The sequence below is a fragment of the Agrobacterium sp. GW821-FHT14E08 genome, from assembly GCF_058803865.1.
Genome location: NZ_JBXAPJ010000002.1, coordinates 15,218 through 37,978, shown reverse-complemented (window position 1 = coordinate 37,978; position 22,761 = coordinate 15,218). Strand labels below are relative to the sequence as shown.

The 22,761-nt window shown below is 60.9% G+C and carries 26 protein-coding genes and 1 riboswitch; of the genes, 17 read left to right on the top strand and 9 right to left on the bottom strand.

Going from position 1 to position 22,761, the window contains the following annotated elements; all coding sequences use genetic code 11:
• Positions 1-97: 97 nt before the first annotated feature.
• Positions 98-322, bottom strand: coding sequence for a hypothetical protein (locus tag AC1ROR_RS08960; RefSeq protein WP_498589217.1), 225 nt, complete (start codon positions 320-322; stop codon positions 98-100).
• 191 nt (positions 323-513) lie between these two features.
• Positions 514-2,091 (bottom strand): helicase HerA-like C-terminal domain-containing protein, encoded by a 1,578-nt coding sequence (locus AC1ROR_RS08955; RefSeq protein WP_035218426.1) that lies wholly within the window; start codon positions 2,089-2,091, stop codon positions 514-516.
• Between the two features lie 272 nt (positions 2,092-2,363).
• On the opposite strand from AC1ROR_RS08955, the gene AC1ROR_RS08950 reads away from it, so the two are divergent.
• Positions 2,364-2,759 (top strand): hypothetical protein, encoded by a 396-nt coding sequence (locus AC1ROR_RS08950; RefSeq protein WP_035218423.1) that lies wholly within the window; start codon positions 2,364-2,366, stop codon positions 2,757-2,759.
• A 7-nt stretch (positions 2,760-2,766) separates the two neighbouring features.
• Here AC1ROR_RS08950 and AC1ROR_RS08945 read toward each other — a convergent pair whose 3' ends face one another.
• Complete coding sequence (locus tag AC1ROR_RS08945; RefSeq protein ID WP_142169573.1) at positions 2,767-3,198, bottom strand: winged helix-turn-helix transcriptional regulator; 432 nt, start codon at positions 3,196-3,198, stop codon at positions 2,767-2,769.
• A 115-nt stretch (positions 3,199-3,313) separates the two neighbouring features.
• Between AC1ROR_RS08945 and AC1ROR_RS08940 the strand changes: the two genes are divergently transcribed.
• The 3 genes from AC1ROR_RS08940 (at position 3,314) to AC1ROR_RS08930 (ending at position 5,833) form a co-directional block, all read left to right on the top strand.
• A complete protein-coding gene (locus AC1ROR_RS08940; protein WP_498589216.1) occupies positions 3,314-4,072 on the top strand; it encodes an SDR family oxidoreductase in 759 nt (252 codons plus the stop codon).
• Between the two features lie 94 nt (positions 4,073-4,166).
• Positions 4,167-4,976 carry an AraC family transcriptional regulator gene (locus AC1ROR_RS08935; protein WP_498589215.1) on the top strand — a complete coding sequence of 270 codons (810 nt, stop codon included), beginning with the start codon at positions 4,167-4,169 and terminating at the stop codon, positions 4,974-4,976.
• 245 nt (positions 4,977-5,221) lie between these two features.
• On the top strand, positions 5,222-5,833 hold the full coding sequence (locus AC1ROR_RS08930; RefSeq protein ID WP_498589214.1) for a LysE family translocator: 612 nt from the start codon (positions 5,222-5,224) through the stop codon (positions 5,831-5,833).
• A 29-nt stretch (positions 5,834-5,862) separates the two neighbouring features.
• Here the strand turns inward: AC1ROR_RS08930 and AC1ROR_RS08925 are convergent, their stop codons facing one another.
• On the bottom strand, positions 5,863-6,690 hold the full coding sequence (locus AC1ROR_RS08925; RefSeq protein ID WP_498589213.1) for an aldo/keto reductase: 828 nt from the start codon (positions 6,688-6,690) through the stop codon (positions 5,863-5,865).
• Between the two features lie 111 nt (positions 6,691-6,801).
• Complete coding sequence (locus AC1ROR_RS08920) at positions 6,802-7,728, bottom strand: bestrophin family protein (protein ID WP_498589212.1); 927 nt, start codon at positions 7,726-7,728, stop codon at positions 6,802-6,804.
• 183 nt (positions 7,729-7,911) lie between these two features.
• Between AC1ROR_RS08920 and AC1ROR_RS08915 the strand changes: the two genes are divergently transcribed.
• Both AC1ROR_RS08915 and AC1ROR_RS08910 read left to right on the top strand, forming a co-directional pair.
• Positions 7,912-8,622: a helix-turn-helix transcriptional regulator gene (locus AC1ROR_RS08915; protein WP_498589211.1), complete on the top strand. Its 711-nt coding sequence runs from the start codon at positions 7,912-7,914 to the stop codon at positions 8,620-8,622.
• Between the two features lie 48 nt (positions 8,623-8,670).
• Entirely contained in the window at positions 8,671-9,042 is a 372-nt protein-coding gene (locus tag AC1ROR_RS08910) for a VOC family protein (protein ID WP_498589210.1), read from the top strand.
• Positions 9,043-9,201: 159 nt separating this feature from the next.
• On the opposite strand, the gene tam is transcribed toward AC1ROR_RS08910, so the two are convergent.
• On the bottom strand, positions 9,202-9,972 hold the full coding sequence (tam, locus tag AC1ROR_RS08905) for a trans-aconitate 2-methyltransferase (RefSeq protein WP_498589209.1): 771 nt from the start codon (positions 9,970-9,972) through the stop codon (positions 9,202-9,204).
• Positions 9,973-10,365: 393 nt separating this feature from the next.
• On the opposite strand from tam, the gene AC1ROR_RS08900 reads away from it, so the two are divergent.
• Complete coding sequence (locus AC1ROR_RS08900; protein ID WP_035218403.1) at positions 10,366-11,247, top strand: branched-chain amino acid aminotransferase; 882 nt, start codon at positions 10,366-10,368, stop codon at positions 11,245-11,247.
• 165 nt (positions 11,248-11,412) lie between these two features.
• On the top strand, positions 11,413-13,761 hold the full coding sequence (locus AC1ROR_RS08895; protein WP_498589208.1) for a methyl-accepting chemotaxis protein: 2,349 nt from the start codon (positions 11,413-11,415) through the stop codon (positions 13,759-13,761).
• A 213-nt stretch (positions 13,762-13,974) separates the two neighbouring features.
• Here AC1ROR_RS08895 and AC1ROR_RS08890 read toward each other — a convergent pair whose 3' ends face one another.
• Positions 13,975-14,862: a LysR family transcriptional regulator gene (locus AC1ROR_RS08890; RefSeq protein ID WP_035218401.1), complete on the bottom strand. Its 888-nt coding sequence runs from the start codon at positions 14,860-14,862 to the stop codon at positions 13,975-13,977.
• Positions 14,863-14,958: 96 nt separating this feature from the next.
• Here AC1ROR_RS08890 and AC1ROR_RS08885 point away from each other — a divergent pair, with 96 nt between their 5' ends.
• Positions 14,959-15,501 carry a GNAT family N-acetyltransferase gene (locus tag AC1ROR_RS08885; RefSeq protein WP_498589207.1) on the top strand — a complete coding sequence of 181 codons (543 nt, stop codon included), beginning with the start codon at positions 14,959-14,961 and terminating at the stop codon, positions 15,499-15,501.
• Positions 15,502-15,505: 4 nt separating this feature from the next.
• On the opposite strand, the gene AC1ROR_RS08880 is transcribed toward AC1ROR_RS08885, so the two are convergent.
• The gene (locus AC1ROR_RS08880) at positions 15,506-15,880 is read right to left on the bottom strand and encodes a hypothetical protein (RefSeq protein ID WP_035218400.1); all 375 of its coding nucleotides are present in this window, start codon (positions 15,878-15,880) and stop codon (positions 15,506-15,508) included.
• Positions 15,881-16,100: 220 nt separating this feature from the next.
• Here AC1ROR_RS08880 and AC1ROR_RS08875 point away from each other — a divergent pair, with 220 nt between their 5' ends.
• Both AC1ROR_RS08875 and AC1ROR_RS08870 read left to right on the top strand, forming a co-directional pair.
• Positions 16,101-16,703, top strand: coding sequence for a superoxide dismutase (locus AC1ROR_RS08875; protein WP_035218399.1), 603 nt, complete (start codon positions 16,101-16,103; stop codon positions 16,701-16,703).
• Between the two features lie 143 nt (positions 16,704-16,846).
• Positions 16,847-17,716: a metallophosphoesterase gene (locus AC1ROR_RS08870; protein WP_498589206.1), complete on the top strand. Its 870-nt coding sequence runs from the start codon at positions 16,847-16,849 to the stop codon at positions 17,714-17,716.
• 120 nt (positions 17,717-17,836) lie between these two features.
• On the opposite strand, the gene AC1ROR_RS08865 is transcribed toward AC1ROR_RS08870, so the two are convergent.
• The gene (locus AC1ROR_RS08865) at positions 17,837-18,556 is read right to left on the bottom strand and encodes a helix-turn-helix transcriptional regulator (RefSeq protein WP_498589205.1); all 720 of its coding nucleotides are present in this window, start codon (positions 18,554-18,556) and stop codon (positions 17,837-17,839) included.
• Between the two features lie 131 nt (positions 18,557-18,687).
• Here AC1ROR_RS08865 and AC1ROR_RS08860 point away from each other — a divergent pair, with 131 nt between their 5' ends.
• The 6 genes from AC1ROR_RS08860 (at position 18,688) to AC1ROR_RS08835 (ending at position 22,591) form a co-directional block, all read left to right on the top strand.
• Positions 18,688-19,317 (top strand): LysE family translocator, encoded by a 630-nt coding sequence (locus AC1ROR_RS08860; protein WP_142169597.1) that lies wholly within the window; start codon positions 18,688-18,690, stop codon positions 19,315-19,317.
• Positions 19,318-19,436: 119 nt separating this feature from the next.
• Entirely contained in the window at positions 19,437-19,871 is a 435-nt protein-coding gene (locus tag AC1ROR_RS08855; RefSeq protein ID WP_035218389.1) for a c-type cytochrome, read from the top strand.
• Positions 19,872-19,955: 84 nt separating this feature from the next.
• Positions 19,956-20,876, top strand: a complete 921-nt coding sequence (locus tag AC1ROR_RS08850; protein WP_498589204.1) for a c-type cytochrome — start codon at positions 19,956-19,958, stop codon at positions 20,874-20,876.
• A 93-nt stretch (positions 20,877-20,969) separates the two neighbouring features.
• A riboswitch (cobalamin riboswitch) is annotated at positions 20,970-21,205 on the top strand.
• Between the two features lie 162 nt (positions 21,206-21,367).
• Positions 21,368-21,550, top strand: a complete 183-nt coding sequence (locus tag AC1ROR_RS08845; protein ID WP_035218382.1) for a CbtB domain-containing protein — start codon at positions 21,368-21,370, stop codon at positions 21,548-21,550.
• Between the two features lie 11 nt (positions 21,551-21,561).
• Positions 21,562-22,272 (top strand): CbtA family protein, encoded by a 711-nt coding sequence (locus AC1ROR_RS08840; protein ID WP_498589203.1) that lies wholly within the window; start codon positions 21,562-21,564, stop codon positions 22,270-22,272.
• 4 nt (positions 22,273-22,276) lie between these two features.
• Positions 22,277-22,591: a hypothetical protein gene (locus AC1ROR_RS08835; RefSeq protein ID WP_498589202.1), complete on the top strand. Its 315-nt coding sequence runs from the start codon at positions 22,277-22,279 to the stop codon at positions 22,589-22,591.
• Positions 22,592-22,761: the final 170 nt, after the last annotated feature.

Here is a 22,761-nt window from a genome sequence, read left to right as displayed (position 1 = left end):
CGTTCAGCTCGAGTTGGTCAGTTGTGAAAAATGCGCAACCGCAGACATGCTGCTTTCTGCGCGGCCTTTTGGGCAAACCAGAGTGTTGGTCTTCCGGTCAGCCCTGCAAACGCGTCTGCAGGGCAAAAAGGTGGCAGAGCTGGCGGTTGCGCCAGAAGCAGGAAATATCCATGCGAAGCCTCCTTTCTTGAAACGGGTTGAACTGATCGATGCTTAACAGCGGCGGCGTTGGGAGGCAATGGATTTTGTAAAGGGGGAGGTTAGGGAATGCTGTATGGGCGCGCAGCGACGATTGATCGCCAGACGCCTCCACTTCCGTCATTCCGGCCTTGAGCCGGAATCCAGCCAGCCCAAGTCATTGGGCTGAAAAGACTCTCTCCGCCACGCAGACGCGTGTCGGCTGGATACCGGCTCAAGGCCGGTATGACGGAAGGAGCTTACGGAAACGCTGTAAGCATGGAGCCTGCCGCATCAGGTGCGACCTTTGCGGTAGACCGGCTGAAACGTATCGCTTTACCGCTTCAAGCTCCCCAAAATCCCCCGCACGATAGCCCGACCGACAGAGGTTGCAACCGAGCGGGCCGCGCTTTTCATCGCCGCTTCGATCACCGTCTCACGCTGGTAGCCGCTCGTCTTGCGCGCGCCGCCATTGCGGGCACCGGTGGTGGAGGCCTGCGTGGGTTCGTCATCGCCGAAGCCCGGCAGGCGCCAGCGTCCCGAGGCGTTGTCGGACTGGTTTGCGGCGTTTTCCTCTTCCGCACGCTTGGCGGCTTCGGCTTCCGCCGCCTTCTGGGCGCGGGCATTGAGGATTTCGAAGGCCGATTCCCGATCCAGATCCTTGTCGTATTGACCGGCGACGGGGCTTACGTCCATCAGCGATTTGCGCTCGGCATCGGTAAGCGGTCCGACGCGGCCCGACGGCGGGCGCACGAGGGTGCGTTCCACGATGGAAGGCGCACCCTTGTCATGCAGGGTAGAAATCAGCGCTTCGCCGGTGCCGAGCGTCGTGATGGTGTCGGCGGTGTTGAAGGCCGGGTTCTGGCGGAAAGTATCGGCTGCCGTTCTCACCGCCTTCTGTTCACGCGGCGTATAGGCGCGAAGCGCGTGCTGCACGCGGTTGCCGAGCTGGGCGAGAACGGTTTCCGGCACATCAAGCGGGTTCTGCGTGACGAAATAAACGCCGACGCCCTTGGAGCGGATCAACCGCACCACCTGTTCCACGCGCTCCACCAGCACCCTTGGCGCATCGTTGAACAGCAGATGCGCCTCGTCGAAAAAGAACACCAGGCGTGGCTTTTCCGGGTCGCCCACTTCCGGCAGTTCCTCGAAGAGTTCCGAGAGCATCCATAGAAGGAAGGTGGCGTAAAGGCGCGGGTTCATCATCAGCTTGTCTGCGGCGAGAACCGAAACCGTACCGCGCCCATCGATGCCGACACGCATGATGTCGGCGATCTTCAGCGCCGGTTCGCCGAAGAAATTCGCAGCACCCTGCTGTTCGAGGACGAGCAGTCCGCGTTGCAGCGAGCCGACCGAGGCCTTGGAAATCAGGCCGAACTGGTTGGAAAGTTCGGTTGCGTTTTCGCCCATGTAGTTCAGCAGCGATTGCAGGTCCTTGAGATCGAGCAGCGGCAGCCCGCCCTGATCGGCGATCTTGAAGGCGATGTTGAGCACGCCTTCCTGCGCTTCCGATGCATCCATCAGCCGGGCGAGCAGCAGCGGCCCCATTTCGGCGATGGTGGCGCGCACGCGATGGCCTTTTTCACCGTAGAGATCCCAGAAGATCACCGGCGACTTGCCATAGGAAAAATCCGTAAAGCCGATCTGTTCGGCGCGTTTCTGCACCCAGTCCTTGGCTTCGCCCTCAGCGGCGATGCCGGAAAGGTCGCCCTTGATATCGGCGCAGAAAACGGGAACGCCGGCCTTGGAGAAACCTTCGGCGAGAACCTGCAGCGAAACGGTCTTGCCCGTTCCCGTCGCACCCGTGATGAGGCCGTGGCGGTTGCCGAATTTCAGCTCCAGATATTCGCCCTTGTTCAGGCTGTCATCCGGATTGCGGCTGGTCCCGATATAGAGCTGTCCGTCCTGCAACATCGACCATTTTCTCCTGCGGCTGACGCGAATTAAAGCGTTACAAGCATGCTTTGACCGCTACCGGTAAAAGCGGCCTTTTCATAGTTTGGTTGTGATGATCTTATAAGGACAGTTTCAAGGCGCAACAACTGCTTGATGGCGATGAAGAAAAACCGCTTCCTGAAAGTTGGGGCATCAGCCCGTCTCCCGCTTGAATGCGGCATGGGATTGTTTTACGTTGACGTTAACGTCAGTTATTCGATGTTGGCGTCGTTTTTCAACAGGAGGCAAGAATGAACGAAGTCGTGGACCAGATCGCCGCAAAGGCGGGCATAGACCCTGCACTGGCCGAAAAGGCCGTCGGCATGATCCTGGGTTTTCTGCAGCGTGAGGCGGCAGACGGTCCGATCGCCCGCATGATCGAAGCCATTCCCGGCGCAAGCGATCTCGTGGCGCAATATAATGGCGAAGGCGCCGGTAATGGCGGTGGCCTGCTCGGTGGCCTGATGAGCGCGATTGGCGGCGGCGGCATCATGGGTCTCGGCCAGCAGCTGATGAGCCAGGGCCTCGGCATGAGCGAGATTTCCACGCTCGCCAAGGAAACCATCGCCGTTGCCCGTCAGCATGCCGGCGATGAGGTTGTCGATCAGGTGATCGCTTCGGTTCCGGGCCTCAGCCAGTTCGCTTGATGCGACGTTATTCCAATGCGGGGCGCGGCGGCTGTTCACTGAACAGGCGCCGCGCCTCTTCTATTTCCGCATGGTGCGTTTCCGCCCAGATCCACACGCCGCAAAAGGCGCTGCCAAGCGTTCTGCCGAGTGGCGTGAGATCATAATCCACATGCGGCGGAATGACGGGATGCACGGTGCGGCGCACCAGCCCGTCACATTCCATCTGTCTCAGCGTTTTCGTCAGCATCTTCTGGCTGATGGTGCCGACCAGCCTGCCGATCTGCGTGAAGCGCAGGGTGCCGTGCTCTTCCAGCACCTCCAGGATCAGCATTGTCCATTTGTCCGCCACTTTGGCGATGATGTCCTGAACCAGCGCCTCGATGACCGGATCGGTCTCCGTGGGCGGTGGAATCCTGCGCCTGTTTTCGATCGCGGGATCGGCGGCGTGCCGCTTCATTTTTACACTCTCCTTTGGGTAAGTATAATTCTTTTGGGTGCCTACTTACGAATGGAGAGTAGAGTAGCTAATTTCCTGTCATCCCACAAGCACGACAACAGGTAAGGATTTTCCGATGAAAACGACAGGCAACACCATTCTCATAACCGGTGGCGGCTCCGGCATCGGGCGGGCGCTGGCGGAAGCGTTTCACCAGCGCGGCAACAAGGTGGTCATTTCCGGCCGCCGCCAGACCGTGCTGGATGAGGTGACGGCGGCCAATCCCGGCATGGCCTCGGTGGTCATGGACGCGACCGATGCCGATGGCATCCGCGCTTTTGCGGATGATCTCGTGAAGGCGCATCCCACCCTCAATGCCGTCATCAACAATGCCGGCATCATGCGACCGGAGGATATCGGCGCGGCCCCGGATTATCTGGAGACGGCAGAGGAAACCATCGCCACCAACCTTCTCGCGCCCATTCGGCTGACGGCGGCGCTCCTGCCGCATTTCCTCAAACAGCCTGAGGCCACGGTGCTGACGGTATCCTCCGGCCTCGCCTTCGTACCCATGGTGCTGACCCCCACCTACAGCGCCACCAAATCGGCCATCCATGCCTATTCGGTTGCGCTGCGTGAGCAGCTAAAAGAGACCCCGGTGGATGTCATCGAAATCGTGCCGCCCTATGTGCAGACGACGCTGATGGGCGAGGGGCAGGCAAAGGACGAAAGAGCCATGCCACTCGAGGCCTTCATTTCCGAAGTGATGGATATTCTGACCAACCGCCCGGAGGACAGGGAAGTGGTGGTGGAGCGTTGCAAGCCGCTGCGTTTTGCCGCCCAGAACGGCAATTTCGATCAGGTCTTCGCCATGATCAACCATCTGCACCCCTAAGTGTTCGTGTCAGGGGCACATGGCCTGCGATGCATGGCCTGCGATGCATGGCCTGTGATAATGTGGCGCTCTTTAAAGGGAGCGCCACGCTTTTATGGGCAACAGCCAATTCCTCATGCCGAAAACCGCCATGCCCGGCATCGCCGCCGTCGTGGCGGATAGCGACCGCGCCTTCCCGCGCCACATGCACGATCAGTTCGGCATTGGCCTTGTCGAGCGCGGCGCGCAGAAATCGCTCTCCGGGCGCGGCATGGTGGAGGCGAAAGCGGGGCATGTCATCACCGTCAACCCGGGTGAGATCCATGACGGCATTCCGCTGGGAGAGGGCGGCCGCGCCTGGCGGATGCTCTATCTCGACATCGATATCGTGCGGGATGCGATTGCCGATGTCCGCGAAAAGGATCGCGGCAGTTTCGAATTTTCCCATCCCGTCGATATCAGGCCCTTGGCAGACCGGTTCCGGGCGCTTTTTTCAGCCGTGACGGCAACGGATCGGCCGGGCGAGACCCTGCATTGCGATGAGACGTTGCTGATGCTTCTGGCAGGTGCGATGGAAACGGTGGCAACGCCACACGAGACGGCCGCGCCGGGCAGCATAAGACGGGCGAAAAGCAGCATCGATGACGATCCCGCCCGGCCGTTTCGCCTAACCGATCTGGCGCGGGAGGCCGGCATGAGCCAGTTCCGTTTCCTGCGATGCTTCGCCAGGGCCACGGGGCTGACGCCGCATAGCTACCTTCTCCAGCGGCGCCTGCATCTGGCCCGGCGTGCACTTGCCAAAGGCGCGCCGCCCGCCGACGTGGCCTTTTCCGCGGGTTTTTCCGATCAGAGCCATTTGAACCGGCTTTTCGTGCGGCAGTTCGGGGTCACGCCGGCTGCCTATAGGGCGGCGTCAGGTCGTTAACAGATCGCTGAAACCTCGCTTCCGTCATGCCGGACTTGATCCGGCATCCAGCCACGGCGCGCCTGCGCCGTGAGACGAGTCTGCCGTGAGACGAGTCTATTGCGATCAAGGACTTGATCGCGCTGGATCCCGGATCAAATCCGGGATGACGGAATGTGGATGCAACGGCTGCAATTTCATCCAAGACGTCGGCACTCATCCCCCGTCATGCTCAAGCCCTTCACCCCACAGGACTTGCAGCTTTCATGACCCTTGAATTCCTCATCACATCCCTCGTCGTCGCAGCCTCTCCCGGAACCGGCGTGGTTTACACGCTCGCCGCCGGTCTTTCCCAGGGGGCGAAAGCGAGCATTGTCGCGGCCTTCGGCTGCACGCTCGGCATCGTGCCGCACCTGCTGGCGGCCATTACCGGCCTTGCCGCGATCCTGCACGCCAGCGCGCTGGCCTTCGACGTGGTCAAATATCTGGGTGTCGCCTATCTCATCTACATGGCATGGAACACGCTTCGGCAGGATGGCGCGCTGAAAATCGACGATGGCCAGGAACATCGCGGAGTGGCACGGGTCATCGGCGAGGCGATCCTGATCAATCTCCTGAACCCGAAACTGTCGATCTTCTTTTTCGCCTTCCTGCCGCAATTCATCGCGCCCGAGGAGGCCTCCCCGACATGGCGCATGGTCGATCTGGGGCTGATCTTCATGGCCATGACATTTCTGGTGTTTGCGCTTTACGGCTGTTTTGCCGCCTCGGTCAGGCGGCAGGTGGTGGCGCGCCCGGCCGTGCTCACCTGGCTGAGACGCAGTTTCGCCGCCGCTTTCGTGGCGCTCGGGGCGAAACTGGCTTTGACGCAGCGGTGAGACCGAGCCGGGCTCACGCACCGGTTGTCTCAATCGTCCCAATCGGGCGCGAGGTGGCCGGGGCTGACGATGCGGCCGTTCGGTTTGGCAAGCGCGTGTATCGCCTGCATCTCTTCTTCGGTCAGGGCAAAATCGAAAATGTCGAAATTCTCCTTCAGGCGGCTTTCCGTCGCGGTCTTGGAAAGCGCAACGACATCCGGCTGCTGCACGGCCCAGCGCAGGGTCACCTGTGCCGCCGTCTTGCCGTGCTTGGCGCCGATATCCTGCAGCACCGGATCGTTCGGCACCCTGCCATCGGCCATCAGATAATAGGCGGTGACAGAAAGCCCGTTTTTGCGTGCTGCCGAGATCACCTTCGTCTGGTCGAGATAGGGATGGTATTCGATCTGGTTTGTGGCAAGCGGCGTGTCGGACAGTTTAACCGCCTCTTCGGTCAGCGCCACGTTGAAGTTGGAAATGCCGATATTGCGGACCTTTCCAGCCTTGCGCACCTCGTTCAGCGCGCCGATCCGTTCCGCCAGCGGCACATCGCTTTTCGGCCAGTGCAGGAGCAGGAGATCGACATAATCCGTCTTCAGCTTCTGCAGGCTTTCATCGACGGAGGCTAGAAAATCATCGTGCCGGTAACGGTCCACCCACACCTTGGTGGTCAGGAAAATATCGTGTCGGGAAATGCCTGATCGCGCGATGACCTCGCCGACCGCACCTTCGTTCTTGTAGATCTGCGCGGTGTCGACATGGCGGAAACCGAGTTTCAGCGCTTCCGGCAGAATGCGCCGCACATCGTCTTCCGGAATGCGGAAGGTGCCGAAACCGAGGGCGGGAATATTCGCGCCATTGGCGTTGACGTGATACATGGGTGTCTCTCCTGTTTCCTGAAAACATGACCGGCTGAGGATGCCGGACGGGGAAGCCGTCTTTTATTAACTGGTGTCCGCCTGATCGGTTTCAACCGGGCGGGGGCGATGTCACATCAGCACATAATCCACAGGGCGCGGATTGGCCGGAAGGTCGGTCTCGCCCATCGCCTCGCGCAGATTGATCTCGATGGTGGTGGCGAGCGAATTGATCGGAACGGCGTTGAAGCCGGTGCCGAAGGGTTCTTCCAGCTCGTCGGACAGGGCATCGAGGCCGAAAAATGTGTAGGCGATCAGCGTGCTGGTGAACGGCGTGGCCCAGCCGAGCAGATCGGTGAAGCCGAACGGCAGCAGAAGACAGAACAGATGCGCAGTGCGGTGCAGCAGCAGCGAATAACCGAAGGGAACCGGCGTGTGGCGGATGCGCTCGCAGGAGGCAAGTGCCGCTCCCATCTGCTGTACGGTGGCATCCAGCATCTGCAACTGGATATCGCTGATCTGTCCTTTGGCGTTTGCGGTGACAAGATCGTTTGAAATCCCGCGCAGGAGCATTTCCGGCCTGTTTCGGCTGCGGGCATAGTGCTCCGCCAGATCATCCGGAATGAGACTGGTAATAGTGGATTTCTCCCCGCCCGGGCGCAGATGCGAAACCAGCTCGTGGCAGAAGACGATGGCTAGATCGATGATCCGGCGGCGCGAGACGGGATCGGCCACATCCTGCCGGCTTTCCAGCATGGCGCTCTGCCGCGCCAGCGTGCGCGCCACGGTCATCAGCATGCCCCATTGTTTGCGGGCTTCCCACCAGCGGTCGTAACAGGCATTGGCGCGAAAGCCGAGGAAGACCGAAAGGGCGATACCCAGCAGCGAAAACGGCGCGCCATTCAGCGCCTGCACCAGATCGGGCCGGTCCTTGTGTGCCCAGACGACCAGCGTCGACAACAGGAAAACGGCAAGCACCTGCGGAAAGATGCGGACGATGATGGAGCCGCGCACGATGATGAAAAGTTGCAGCAGGTTCGGTTTTGGACGAACGATCATGGCGGAGACTCGAAAATGCCTGTGAGCTGGGTGGTGAGGGAGGCAAAAACCACGGAGCATATCTACATAATGGCAGGCCGCCATTGTCCACCCTTTTTTACATGATTGCACCTGGCGACAGGCGGCGTTACCTGTCGGACAGGCAAGATCGGAAACGGCAGATCGGAATGGGGAGGAGATTGCGTGTCGCGCTCACAACGGCTTCTTGATCTGTTGCAGATCCTGCGGTCCCACCGCATGCCGGTCAGCGGTGCTGCCCTTGCCGCGCAAACCGGCGTCAGCCTGCGCACGCTTTACCGCGACATAGCAACGCTTCAGGGACAGGGCGCGGATATCGAGGGCGAGGCGGGTGTGGGTTACGTTCTGCGTCCCGGTTTCCTGTTGCCGCCGCTGATGTTTTCGCAGCAGGAGATCGAGGCGCTGGTGCTCGGATCGCGCTGGGTGGCGGGACGTGCCGATGCGCGGCTGGCGGATGCCGCCCGCGCTGCGCTCGTGAAGATCGGTGCCGTTCTGCCCGATATCCTGCGCGAGGAACTGGACAATTCCACGCTGCTTGTCGGTCCCGGGCAGGCATTGGCCGCCATCCGCGTCGATCTCGCCGCCATTCGCGATACGATCCGCAAGGAAAGCAAGGTTGTATTGACCTATCGCGATGAAAAGGGAGAGGCGACGGAGCGGGTCGTCTGGCCCTTCGCGCTCGCTTTTTTCGATCTTGTCCGGGTCATGCTGGCCTGGTGCGAGACGCGGCAGGATTTCCGCAGTTTCCGGGCCGACCGCATCGAGAGTTTCCACGTGACGGACAAGCGTTACCCCCGCCGCCGCCAGGCCTTGCTGAAGGAATGGCGCGAGCGGGAAAAACAACGGCGTCGGCAATACCATGCTGACAAAAACTGACAGCAGGCGGGTCTAGAAGCTGTTCATCCACAACCAAGGAGAACAGCCATGACGACCCACCCCGACTTTACCATTCTCTACGTCGATAACCCGCCGGCCAGCACGGAATTTTACAGGGCGCTGCTGGGCGCGGAGCCCGTCGAAGCCTCGCCGACATTCTCCCTGTTCGTCCTCCAGAACGGCATGAAGCTTGGCCTCTGGTCGCGCCACACGGTAGAGCCGAAGGCGTCGATCACCGGCGGTGGCGTCGAACTTGCCTTCCGTGTCGAAAGTGATGCGCAGGTGGATGGAACCTTTGCCGAATGGAAGGCGAAGGGCATCGCCATCTTGCAGCAGCCCGCCAGAATGGAATTCGGCCACACATTCACCGCCGCCGATCCCGACGGCCACCGCCTCCGGGTCTATGCCTTCGCGGGCTAGAGATAATGCTTTGAGGCCTATTGGCTAAAAGGTTTGCCGTCGCACCTCACGGCTTTCCTCATCCCTGTGCTTGTCACAGGAATCCAGCCAGCCCAAGTCCTTGGGCTGAAAGGATTATGATGCGCTAGCATGGGAAAACGCTGCGTCGCGCCCCCTGCGCTACTTCTTCACCGCCACCATGAAAAGCCGGGGAAAGCGCAGAAGCAACCGGCCATCCGCCATCGGTGGATAGGCAGCCTTGATGCGCTGCGTATAGTCGGCGAGGAAGGCCTCGCGGTTTTCCTCGCCGGCGGCGGCGAGATAGGGTCGCAGCCCCGTGCCCTTGACCCATTCCACGATGCTTTCCGCATCCTTCATGGGGTGGTTGTAGATGGTGTGCCATACATCCACCCGCGCGGATTTGGGCGCCAGCGCATCGAAATAGGCGGCGGGCGAAGGCAGCGGCTTGCGGCGCAACTTGCCATCCGCAAACGTCTCCTTCCAGGGGCCGTTCGCGCCCGTTTCCTCCATGGCGCGATGTGTCGGCTCCTGCAGATTGTCCGGCATCTGCACGGCCAGAACGCCGCCGCTTTCCAGCTCGTCCATCAGCCGCGAAAAGACGGCAAGATGATCCGGCACCCATTGGAAAACCGCATTGGCATAAAGCAGGTCGGCCTTCTGGGCCGGCTTCCACTGGGCGAGATCGGCCTTGCCGAAGCGCGTGGTCGGCAGCCGATCCGCCGCCTTCTCCAGCATGTCGTCGTCGCTGTCGATGCCGGTAATGACGTTGACGCCGTAGCGATCGGTCAGAAGCTCGGTGGAATTGCCCGGACCACAGCCGAGATCAAAGCCGTTCAGGACGCGCTCCAGCGGCACCTGCGCCAGAAGATCCCTTGCGGGACGTGTCCGCTCGTCTTCAAATTTCAGATATTGCTGGGCGGACCATGCCATGATTTTCTCCTGCTGAAATGTCGCATCCGGACGGGCGAACGAGGATGCGCAAAGGGCGCCGCAGGCGCCGTGAGATCACCAACATCGCACGGGTAAAATCGCCCCGCCATCATCCGATGCATGAATTATTGTGATGAATCTATTCATCAACCTTTTGTTTCACCTCACAAAACATCTTTGACAGGGCGTCTCGTTGTTATTTTCCATCAAAATCAAAGATCGTGGCAATTAAAACTTGACCTCTCTCGGTCAGAGGCATTCACTCCGGCCGATTTCCAGAGCATTCCCGGAAAAAGCGCGAAGCGCTCTGCATTCGGAAATGCACCAAGACAGAGAGACAGAGCGTTATCGCTTTTCGAAAGAAAAGCGGAGATGCCCGAGACAGGAGCCATTATGAGCGTCGATACCGCACCCCGATCAACCACCTGGACCTATGTTGACGGTCAATGGCTGCCCGGCAATCCGCCGCTCATCGGCCCGACCTCGCATGCCATGTGGCTGGCCTCCACGGTGTTCGACGGCGCGCGCTGGTTTGATGGCGTGGCTCCCGATCTCGATCTGCATTGCCAGCGCGTCAACCGCTCGGCCACCAATATGGGCATGAAGCCGACCATGACGGCGGAAGAGATCGAGGCCCTGGCGCTGGAAGGCGTCAAGAAATTCGATGGCAAGATCGCGATCTATATCAAGCCGATGTATTGGGCCGAACACGGTTCGGTCGGCAGCGTCGTTGCGCCCGACGCCAATTCCACCCGTTTTGCGCTCTGCCTTTTCGAAGCGCCGATGGATGCCGGCAAGCCGCTGACGCTCACCGTTTCGCCGCTGCGCCGTCCTTCGCCGGAAACCGCGATGACGGATGCCAAGGCAGGCAGCCTTTATCCCAATAGCGGCCGCGCCATTCTGGAAGCCCGCTCGCGCGGTTTCGACAATGCGCTGATGCGCGACATGAATGGCAATGTCGCCGAATCCGCTTCGTCCAACATCTTCATGGTCAAGGATGGTGTTGTCCTTACCCCCGTTCCGAACCGCACCTTCCTTGCCGGTATCACCCGCTCGCGCGTCATCGGCCTTCTGCGTCAGGCCGGTTTCGATGTGCGTGAGGCGACACTTTCGGTCGAGGATTTCCGCGAAGCGGATGAAATCTTCTGCTCGGGCAATTATTCCAAGGTTTCGCCTGTCGTGAAGCTGGATGACCGGGAGTTGCAGGCAGGTCCGGTCGCGCGCAAGGCGCTCGATCTTTATATGGACTGGGCACGTCTCGGCGCCGACGTCTGAGGTCAAAGACCGCTATTTCAAAAACCGCGGCGGGTTCTTAACCGCCGCGGTTTTATTTTGGGCCGGCGACATTATCCCTTGAAAATTCAGGGGTAAATTTAATCTAATTTTATAGAAGCACCCTGTAGCTTGCGGCATTACCGTTTTGGGCTATGGGGGCCGCCAATGTCTTTCAGCATACGCAATATACTTGTGAGTTTTTTTCTGCTCATCGGCGTGGCGCTCGCGGGTTTCGTGGGCAACGGCATGTGGCAGTCGGTGAACCGCGCCCGCACCTTTTCCGAAGTGGCGCAGCTCGTCTCGCTCGACAAGCTTCTTTTCAACGCATTGCTGAATTTCCGCAGCGAACGGGGCAACAGCGCCTCGGCCCTGACCGTCGATCCGGCGAAAACCGCCAATACCATCGCCAGCGTTCAGGCTTCGCGCCAGAAGGTGGACGCGGCCATGAGCGCCTTTCTCGAACAGTCCGCAGCGCTTGATCAGGCCGGGCTGCAGGCGCCGCTGAGCCGCGTGAAGGATATTTACAAGCAGTTTCTGGAACTGCGCAAAAAAGTCGATGCCAACGTCACCCTGCCGCTCGACCGCCGGGAAAGCGGTCTGGACAAGACCGTGCTGGCGCTCGGGGCGGATTTCCTGGCTGCGCTTGAGGCGGGATCGACGGCGATGGAGGGCGAAGTCCGCTCGCTGGACCAGAGCCTGACCGGCCTCATTCAGTTGCGGTCCTATGGCTGGTCGGCACGCGCGCTCGGTGGCAGCGCCACCGTCATCATCAATGCGGTCGTGGCCCAGCAGCGTCCGCTGACGGCGCAGGAAACCCAGCAGCTCAACAATTTCGATGCCGGCGCAGCCTTTGCCTGGAAAGCCACCGGCGAACTCGTCGCGCATCAATCGACGCCGCAATCGCTGAGGGACACCTATGCGGTTGCCGACAGGACCTATTTCAAGGGCGATTTCGTCACGCAGCGTGCAAAGCTGATTGACGATCTGAACAATGGCCGCACCCCGGCCTTCACCATCGACACATGGCGCGACACGGTAACGGCAAGTCTCGATACGATCGCGAAAATCGCCTCCGAAGCGATGGATGTTCTCAACGCCAATGCTGAAAAGGCAAAACAGGACGCCTTTATCGGCTCCATGGTTTACCTCGCTGCCTTCATCTTCACGCTGGGCATCTGCATTCTCTGCCTCGGCGTCATCGTCGGCCGCGTCACCCGCCCGATCAGCCGCCTGACCAATGCGATGATGGAACTTGCCAATGGCAACCTGTCCATCGACGTGCCCGGCGCCAAACGCGGTGACGAAATCGGCGAGATGGCCCGCGCGGTGGAGATTTTCCGCGAGGCGGCCATTCGCAACCGCGAGCTGGAGACGCAGGCCGACACAAATCGCGAAAAGGCCGAGCGCGACCGTGTCGAATTGCAGCAGCGCGCCGAAGCCGAAGCCGAGGAGCGGTTGAGCCAGGCCACCGGTTCACTGGCCGGCGGCCTTCGCCGGCTCGCCTCCGGCGACATGGTCTGCGAGATCGCCACGCCTTTCGCCCCGCAATTCGAGGCGCTGCGGCATGATTTCAACAGTTCCGTGGTTCAGCTGCGCGAGGCGCTGGCAAGCGTCGGCAACTCCGTCCAAACGGTGAATGGCGGTGCGCATGAGGTTTCCTCTGCGTCTGACGATCTTTCCCGCCGCACCGAGCAGCAGGCCGCCTCTCTTGAAGAAACGGCCGCAGCGCTCGAAGAAATCACCGCCAATGTCTCGGCCACCTCAAAGCGGACCGGCGATGCGCGCGACACGGTAAGGGAAGCAAGGGCGAAGGCCGATCTCTCCGGCAAGGTGGTGCGCGATGCCGTCTCCGCCATGGAGCGTATCGAGCATTCCTCGCGCCAGATCGGCCAGATCATCGGCGTCATCGATGAGATCGCCTTCCAGACCAACCTTCTGGCGCTGAATGCCGGCGTCGAGGCGGCGCGGGCAGGTGATGCCGGCAAGGGCTTTGCGGTCGTGGCGCAGGAAGTGCGCGAACTGGCGCAACGCTCCGCCAATGCGGCAAAGGAGATCAAGCAGCTCATCAACGCCTCCGCCATCGCCGTCAGCGAGGGCGTGAAGCTGGTCGCCGATACCGGCGTCGGCCTCTCCGAAATCGAGCAGCTGGTGTTGTCCGTCAATGCCCATATGGACGCCATCGCCACGGCGGCGCAGGAGCAGTCCGCCGGTCTCGCCGAGGTCAATACCGCCGTCAACCATATGGATCAGGCCACGCAGCAGAACGCCGCCATGGTCGAGGAAATGAACGCGGCCGGCGCAGGGCTGGCGCAGGAATGCGCCAATCTCCAGGCGCTGCTGGCGCAGTTCCAACTCGGCCAGCAGGCCTCCGCCCTGCATGAGACGGCAAGGCAGATGCAGCGCGCCGCAAGCCCGGCTCGCGTGCCTGCCGCTCCGGCCCCGAGGGCCCGCCCGGTTGCCGCACGTGGCAATGCGGCCCTGGCCGTGAAGGGCGATGAGTGGACGGAGTTCTGAAGGCGATCCAGCGTTGGATATGGCAAGGAACCAGTATCCGCACTCCGTCACCCCGGACTTGATCCGGGGTCCAGTGCGATCAAGTCCTTGATCGCGAAAGAGTCGTCTCACGGCGCAGACGCGCCGTGGCTGGATGCCGGATCTAGTCCGGCATGACGGAAGAGAAGTGTCCCATCAACAGGCCGAGGCTCGCGCCCAAAACCGGCGCGGGCCTCATCGTTTCCGCAGGTCGGGCAAGGCAGCGGCAAGCGCCCTGAGCGGCGCAGTCATGTGCTTGTCGCGCCTCAGCGCCAGCGCGATCCTGCGCTCCAGCGGCGGTTCGAGCGAGCGCCATTCAAGACCGGATGCTGCGCCCTCATGCTCCACGGCCATGCGCGGCACGACGGCAAGACCTAGACCCGCGCCCGCCAGCTTCTTGATGGCCTCGACGCTGCCCAGCTCCATGGCGGGCTGCACGGTGCGGCCGCTCATTGAAAACCATTGATCCACCAGCCTGCGGGTATTGCCGCCTTCGTAAAGCAGCAGCGGTCGCGTCGAAAGCGCCTCCGCATTCAGCACCGTTTCTTCAGGAACGGAGCCGTGCGGGAAAACCGCCACCAGTTCATCGAGATGGATATCGCTGATATCGAGGCTGCGGCCGCTGGCGGGCAGGGCCACCACCGCCGCATCGATCGTGTTGGCCTCCAGAAGCCGCAATATATCGTGGGTATTGCCGGTCTGCACGACGATGTCGATGCCGGGCATGGCCTGGCGGATCCTGCCCAGCACCGGCGGCAGAAGATAGATGCAGGCGGTGGCGCCGGTGCCAATGCGCAGGCGTCCCGTAACACCGCTGCGATGAGGTGCGACGGTATCGATGGCATGCGCCACTTCTTCCGCAATCCGCCTCGCATGGATGAGGAAATCCCGGCCCGCCGCCGTTGGCTGCGCGCGTCTGCCGACCCTTTCGATCAGCCGCACGCCAAGCTGCTTTTCAAGCAGCCTTATGTGCAGGCTGATGGCCGGCTGCGTCAGCCCCGCCTTGTCGGCGGCGGCGGAAAAACTGCCGAGATCGGCCACATCCATGAAGCTGCGCACCTGCCGCAGATCGAGATCCATCATCAAAGAAAACCTTATCGTTTGTATAAGACAGATAATCTTTATTTTGGCTGCGCCGCAATGCACAATGAGGCCGTGAATGATCCGCAGGACAAGAGAATGACCCTTCCCACCGTTTCCAGCCTTACCATCCGCCCCTGCGAAGAGGCGGATATCCCAGCCATTACCGAAATCTACCGGGACGCCGTGTTGCACGGCCGCGCCAGTTTCGAGATCGATCCGCCGACCGCGGAGACGATGGCCGAGCGCCGCCGTCTTCTGGTCGCGGGCAATTACCCCTATCTCGTCGGTGAGTTCGATGGAAAGATAGCCGGATATGCCTATGCCGGCGCCTATCGCGCACGCCCCGCCTATGGCGCGGCGGTCGAGGATTCCGTTTATATCGATCCGGCGATGAAAGGCTTAGGCATCGGCCGCAAGCTCCTCGATGCGTTGATCGAGGAGGCGACCGCGCGCGGCTTCCGGCAGATGATCGCCGTTATCGGCGATTCGGCCAACGCCGCCTCCATCGGCGTGCACCGCGCCGCCGGTTTCGAGCATGTCGGCACCTTCAAATCCATCGGCTGGAAACATGGCCAATGGCTGGATACGGTGCTGATGCAGCGCGCACTGGGCGAGGGCGATACCACGCCCCGCTTCTGAGAATTCAGGGCTTGGTGGAACCGGGAATTTCAACCTTCAGCGTATCGCCGGCAAGCTCGCTGCCCAGTTCCACGGCCTTGGTCTTCTTGTCGTAGACGCAGATATGGCTGACAGTCGCCTCTGCTCCCCCGTTCTGACCGGTTGACTTGGCCTTGCCGGTGATGATGGCGAGGCCGTAATTCTCGCTGCCGATCGGATCGACCACGGCCTTGGCGTCTTCAATCATGTCTTTGCCCGCGCCAAGGCACGCCGTCTGCACATCCGCCACGAATTCCTTCCACGCATCATCCGAAGATGCGGCGGCGGGCAGCGCCAGCGATGAGAAGGCGGCAACAAGGAGAAGCTTTGGGGCGATGGAGCGGATCAATGGGCGGGTCATGGAATTTCCTTCCTGCAATTTCGGCAAAAGCGAACCGATAGGGTGGAAAACGGTACGCCAGGGTTGTGAAACAAATGTGGTGGCGGCTTCACGGAGAGGAATTTTCTCTTTTGTCGGAACATTTTGATATTTCGCAGGTTGCCCAAACGGAGCTTCGCTCCTATGGTCCGCTCACACGGTTTCTAGGAGCGGTAACCCGCTGCAAAAAGGAGTAAAAACCATGGCCTTCGAACTTCCCGAACTCCCCTACGACTACGACGCGCTTGCACCCTACATGTCGCGCGAGACGCTCGAGTTCCATCACGACAAGCACCACAAGGCATATGTCGACAACGGCAACAAGCTGGCTGCTGAAGCCGGTCTTTCCGACCTGTCGCTCGAAGAAGTCGTGAAGAAGTCCTTTGGCACCAATGCCGGCCTCTTCAACAACGCTGCCCAGCACTACAACCACGTTCATTTCTGGAAGTGGATGAAGAAGGGCGGCGGCGGCAACAAGCTGCCGGGCAAGCTGGAGCAGGCATTCGCCTCCGATCTCGGCGGTTACGACAAGTTCAAGGCCGATTTCATCGCTGCCGGCACCACGCAGTTCGGCTCCGGCTGGGCATGGGTTTCCGTCAAGAACGGCAAGCTTGAAATCTCCAAGACCGCAAACGGCGAAAACCCGCTGGTTCACGGTGCAGAGCCGATCCTCGGCGTCGACGTATGGGAACACTCCTACTACATCGATTACCGCAACCTGCGTCCGAAGTACCTCGAAGCCTTCGTCGACAGCCTCATCAACTGGGACTACGTCCTGGAGCGTTACGAAGCTGCTGCCAAGTAAGGCTTGCGGAACGGAATTTTTGGAACACCCGGCTTTCACGCCGGGTGTTTTGTTTTCAGGGCCTGATACCTCCGGCCGGCCGCATCCGGTATCTGCCCGGCTTGTCACACGCCTGTCATCAGCCGGGTTTATCGCGGCGCATCATGACTGAAAAAACCACACCTCTCTTCTCCTTCGGCATCGTCGCCGACCCCCAATATGCCGATGCCGATCCCCGCCCGGAAATGGGCCGGTATTATGCCGAGAGCCCGAAGAAGCTCGCGCAGGCCATCGACACCTTCAACCGCGAGGACCTGGCCTTCGTGGTGACGCTGGGCGACATCATCGACCGCGGATTTGAAAATTTCGACGCGATTCTCAGCGTCTACGATGGGCTTCGTCACCCTTCGGTCATGCTTCCGGGCAATCACGATTTTGCCGTCGCCGCCGAGCATCTGACGGCCATCCATGCCCGCCTCGGCATGTCTGCCCCCTGGCATGATTTCGCCATCGGCGCGATACGCTTCGTGGTTCTTGACGGCAACGAGGTAAGCCTCTTCGCCCCGCCTTCCGGCGATCCGCGCCGCGCGCTTGCCGAAGAGCGGCTGAAGCGCCTGCGGGAAGCGGGTGCGATCAATGCCCAGGACTGGAATGCGTCGCTCAGCGACGAACAATTCGAATGGTTGCGGGCCGTTCTGCAAAAGGCCGATGCGGCGGGCGAAAAAGTCGTCGTTCTCTGCCACTATCCGCTCTATCCGGAAAACGCCCATAATATGTGGGACGCACCGCGCATCCTCGATCTTCTGGGCGCACACCCTTCGGTCATCGCATGGTTCAGCGGCCATAATCACAATGGCAATTACGGCGTGCTGGGCAACACCCACTTCGTCAACTTCAAGGGCATGGTGGATACACCCGACCAGAACACCTTCGCCATTGCCGATGTCTTTGTCGACCGCATCGTCATTCGCGGCTTCGGGCGTGAAGAGGATAGGGTGCTGGAACATCTGCGGCAGAACGCTGCCGTAATTTGAAGCCAGCACACCTCTCTCGACCCTCATTCCTGCGACGAGCACAGGAAGGGCGGAGAGGGGTTCGCCGGCACGGAACGAAGGTTGCAAGACGTACTAAATCAGTTGCTTTTACGCGCCGGGTTAGTTCGTCGTGCGTTCTGACGTTATGTTGCCCGGCTGGTTGCTCTGCCAGCCGCTCATCCACAATTGCCGCAGCTTTTCGCCTTCCATCTTGAAAAAGCTGCCCGTGGTTTCGCAGGTGATTACCCGGTCCGAGCGGAAGTTGCGGATCGCCTGCCGCAATTCGCACCAGGCGACGATATTGGTCGTTTCCGAATAATAGATCACGGCGATGGGGCGGATTTGCCGCCGGGTCTCTGCGCCGGTTTCATCGCAATAGGTGAGATCCAGCCTTTCCTCGTCGCGCACCGCCCGCCTGACAGTCGAAAGATCAATGCCGGCGGGTGCGGGGGCGATGCTGCCCCAGGCGTGCAGGGCATTGGCGGAGAGCATCTTCGACAGGGGCTCGGGCAGGGATGCCGCGATCTTGTCGCTGACCTTTTTCGCCGCCTGCCGCAATTCGGCATCCCCCGTGCGGGCGACCATGGCAAGCGCAAGCACGATTGCCTCGGTCTCTTCGATGGAAAACATCAGCGGCGGCAGGTTGAAGCCGGGACGCAGGATGTAACCGACGCCGCGTTCCCCTTCGATCGGCACACGCATGGTCTGAAGGGCGGCTATATCGCGATAGACCGAGCGCACCGTCACCTCCAGCGCCTCGGCAATCGTCTGCGCGGTGACAGGCCTGCGCGCCACCCGCAGGATCTGGATGATCTCGAACAGTCTCGACGCCTTGCGCATTGCCGTTTTTCCGGTTGCTCACCACGCAACTGACACAACGCTGTCAGTTGGCTTTTCCTATAAACAGAAAAACACATTGAGAAACATATGCTTTCCCGAATGTGCCGCAAACTGTTTTGGGAGATACTGACATGAGTTACGCTGAAAATCTCTGGCTTTTCTTTCTGGTCCTGTTCGGCATCATCATCCTGCCGGGCATGGACATGCTGTTCGTGCTGGCAAGCGCTTTGACGGGAGGCAAAAGAACCGGCCTTTCCGCCGCAAGCGGCATGAGCGCCGGCGGCATCGTGCATTCGCTTTACGGCGCCCTGGGCGTCGGCATGCTGGCCGCCTGGATGCCCTCGCTGTTCCTGCCGCTGCTGGTCTTCGGTGCGGCCTATATGATCTGGATCGGCATAGGCCTGATGCGCAGCGCGATCGTCGTGAACGGCGATGAGGCGCAGGCGAGCGCTTCGGTCAGAAAAGCCTTCTGGCGGGCGGTGCTGACCTGCCTTTCCAATCCCAAGGCCTATCTGTTCATGATGGCGATCTATCCGCAATTCCTCAAACCGGCCTATGGCCCGATCTGGATGCAGGGACTGGTGATGGGCGCGATGGTGGCGGTGACCCAGTTCACGGTCTACGGCGCGCTGGCGCTGACGGCGGATAAAAGCCGGGCATGGCTGGTTTCTTCACCGGGTGCGACAATCTTCATCGGCCGCGCCGCCGGTTTCATGCTGATTGCCGCAGCCCTGCTGACGCTTTGGGAGGCCCTGTCCTAGACTTCTGTTTTCACGATAGAATTCACCGCAATGTGACTTCTTTTCGCCATCCGGAAAGGGCATCCTCGCGCCGTTCCATCTAGCGTCCGGTATCCCAGCCGGAATCAAGGAGAGAGTCTATGAAATTGAAAACCATCGCGGCGGCCATGCTTTTCGGCTGTCTTTGCGCCGGAGCGGTCTATGCTGCCGGCGAAGTCGAAAAACGTGAAGGCATGATGAAGCAGATCGGCGGCTCCATGGGCGCGCTCGCCGCCATCTCCAAGGGTCAGAAGCCTTACGACGCTGACGTCGTGAAAGCCGCCGTGACGGCCATCAGCACCAATGCCAAGGCTTTCCCCGACCAGTTCCCGCCCGGCAGCGAGGCCGGCAGTGCGGCGGCACCCGCCATCTGGGAAAATTTCGAGGACTTCAAGGCAAAGGCCGCCAAGCTGGGCGCGGATGCGGACACGGTTCTTGCCAATCTCCCCACCGATGAGGCAGGCGTCACCACCGCCATGAAGACGCTCGGCGCCGATTGCGGCACCTGCCATCAGACCTATCGTCTGAAGAAATAATCCTTTCAAAACGCCGCTTTCCGGCGGCGTTTTTCAGGCCTGGAAAGACACCTGACCCAGTCAGGTGAGAGTGGGGAGAGGGGCATGTCTTCCATTTGGACGAAGCTTGCGGGCGGGATCGCGATTGCGGCCGTTGCGGGTTATGGTATTTTCGCCTGGGTGACGGCGCCTGAGCGACAGGCGCCCAGCCATTGGGTGAGCCTTGGCGAGCCGGATCTGGCCAATGGCGAAACGCTGTTCTGGGCGGGCGGCTGCGCCAGTTGCCATGCCGCACCCGATGCCAAGGGCGATGCGCTTTTGATGCTTTCGGGCGGGCAGGCGCTGAAAAGCCCCTTCGGCACCTTCCATGTGCCCAATATTTCCTCCGATCCGCAACATGGTATCGGCAGCTGGACGCTGGCCGAATTCGGCGATGCCATGACGCGCGGTGTCGGCAAGAACGGGGAACATCTCTACCCGTCCTTTCCCTATGCCTCCTATGCCCGCATGACGCAGAAGGACATCAACGACCTCTACGGTTATCTGAAAGTCCTGCCCGCCAGCCAGAACGACGCGCCGGATCACGACCTGCCGTTCCCCTTCAATATGCGCATGGCGCTGGGCGGCTGGAAATTCCTTTATTTCGACCCCTCGGCGCGGCCCCGCGTCGAGCTTGCCAACGCCAATGCCGAATTGCTGCGCGGCCAATATCTGGTGGAAGGGCCTGGCCATTGCGGCGAGTGCCACACACCGCGCAATGCGCTCGGCGGATTCCAGACGGATAAATGGCTGGCCGGCGGTCCCAATCCGGAAGGCGAGGGCCGTATTCCCGACATCACCCCCGGTTCGCAAAGCATGGGCGCCTGGGCGGCGGCCGATATTGCCAGCTATCTGGAAACCGGCTTCACCCCGGAATTCGACAGCGTCGGCGGTTCCATGGTCAAGGTGCAGCAGAATATGGCGCATCTGACGGCCGATGACCGCGATGCCATCGCCGCCTATCTGAAGGCGATCCCGTCGCGTTAGAGCCTGATACCTCTCCTCCGTCATCCCCGGGCCTGACCGGAGGATGACGGAGGAGAGGTAGGTAAGCGCCATTGACTCCCGACCCCGCCCATCGGATAACAATCCTGTGATGGTTCCTTCCGGGCATTCCGGAAGGTGAAAAGGGAACACGATAGGGAGAAATCCTCATTCGTGGCTGCCCCCGCAACTGTGAGCGGAGAGCCTGAAACGAAATGCCACTGGCAAGCCATCTCGCCGGGAACCCAGGGTTTCCAGAGAGGGTGATGCCGGGAAGGCGTTTCAGGTTTTGACCCGTAAGCCAGGAGACCTGCCATCACGGAAATATCCATGCCGGCGGGGTGTCCGGAAGAGCGGAATGTCAGGGTGGTGGGATCAACTTCTCCCTGTGTCAGTCTCGTATCCCCGTGGTGAAGTGTATCGTATGCGGCTCGACGGCCTTTGCTGTTCGGCCGCGTCCAGAGGCGCGGGGTCGCGCCGCAAGAGGGGTCACCATGTCCATCAACCAGAATACGGCCAATTCAGCCGTTTCCGCAAAAACAACCAGCTTTGCGCAATCGCTGACGGCGATCATGCTTGGCCTGTTTGTTGTCGGTTTTGTCGGCTTTTCCCATGTGGAAGCCGTTCACAATGCCGCGCATGACACGCGCCATGCCAATGCCTTCCCCTGCCATTGAGGGGAAACCGCATGTCGTCTTTTCGCAATATCGTCTTTACCGCCGTTCTCGTCGGCATTCTCGGCGGTTTCGCCGTTTCGGCCATGCAGGCTTTCGGCACGACGCCGCTCATCCTTCAGGCGGAAACCTATGAAAGCGCCGGCGAAGCACCCCACAGCCATGATGCGGCGGCGCCCGGTGCTGCCGTTCCTGCCCATGAGCATAACGATGAAGCCTGGGCTCCGGCCGACGGCTTCGAGCGCACCGCCTATACCGTCGCCGCCAATGTTCTCACCGCCATCGGTTATGCGCTGGTGCTGACCGGCCTCATTTCGCTGCGTGGCACGAATGGCGGCTGGCGTGAAGGCCTTCTCTGGGGTGTTGCCGGTTTTGCCGCCGTCATGCTGGCCCCGATGATCGGCCTGCCGCCGGAACTGCCGGGCAGCCCGGCTGCCGCGCTCGAGGCACGGCAGATCTGGTGGCTTGCGACGGTTGCCGCAACCGCGGGCGGCATTGCGTTGATCGCCTTCCGCCGCGAACCCTGGGCCATCATATTGGCGCTGGTGCTGATCGTCGCACCGCATGTGGTGGGCGCACCCTTGCCTCCGGAAGGCGAACATGCGCTGGCACCGCTGCCGCTCGAGCGTCAGTTCATCGTCGCCGCCACCGTGACCAGCTTCGTTTTCTGGGCTCTGCTTGGAACATTGAGCGCGTTTTTCCTGAAGCGCTTCCAGCAGGCGTAAATCCATGCAGGACGCAGCGGAATGGAGTGAGGAACTCGATGCGCTGCGTTTTGCCGTTCCCGGTCACGGCGCTTTCTGCGCCGTGCACCGTCTTGCCTTCAAGGCGGTTCTCGGACCGAGCCCCGGACACGAGGCGGCTCTCACCTTTTTCCATGACCACGAGGCCGCCTTCGTCGGGGCAGCCCTTTCCAAGATAAAACGTGCAAATTTGCCCGCCGGCCGCAGCCTGCATCTGAACAGCCGCGATATTCGCCGGGCGATTGCCGGGGAGGGTGAGGAGCCGGCGGCGCGCGTGTGCCGGGTGCTGGATCGGCGATAATCCTCGCTATTCTCACCTCCGTCATCCCGGCCTTGAGCCGGGATCCAGCCAGCCCAAGTCTTTGGGCTGAAAAGACTCTTTTCGCCGCGCGGACGCGCGTCGGCTGGATTCCGGCTCAAGGCCGGAATTACGGGGAGTAGAGGGAGTGCAAACAACCGAGACGGCTGCGC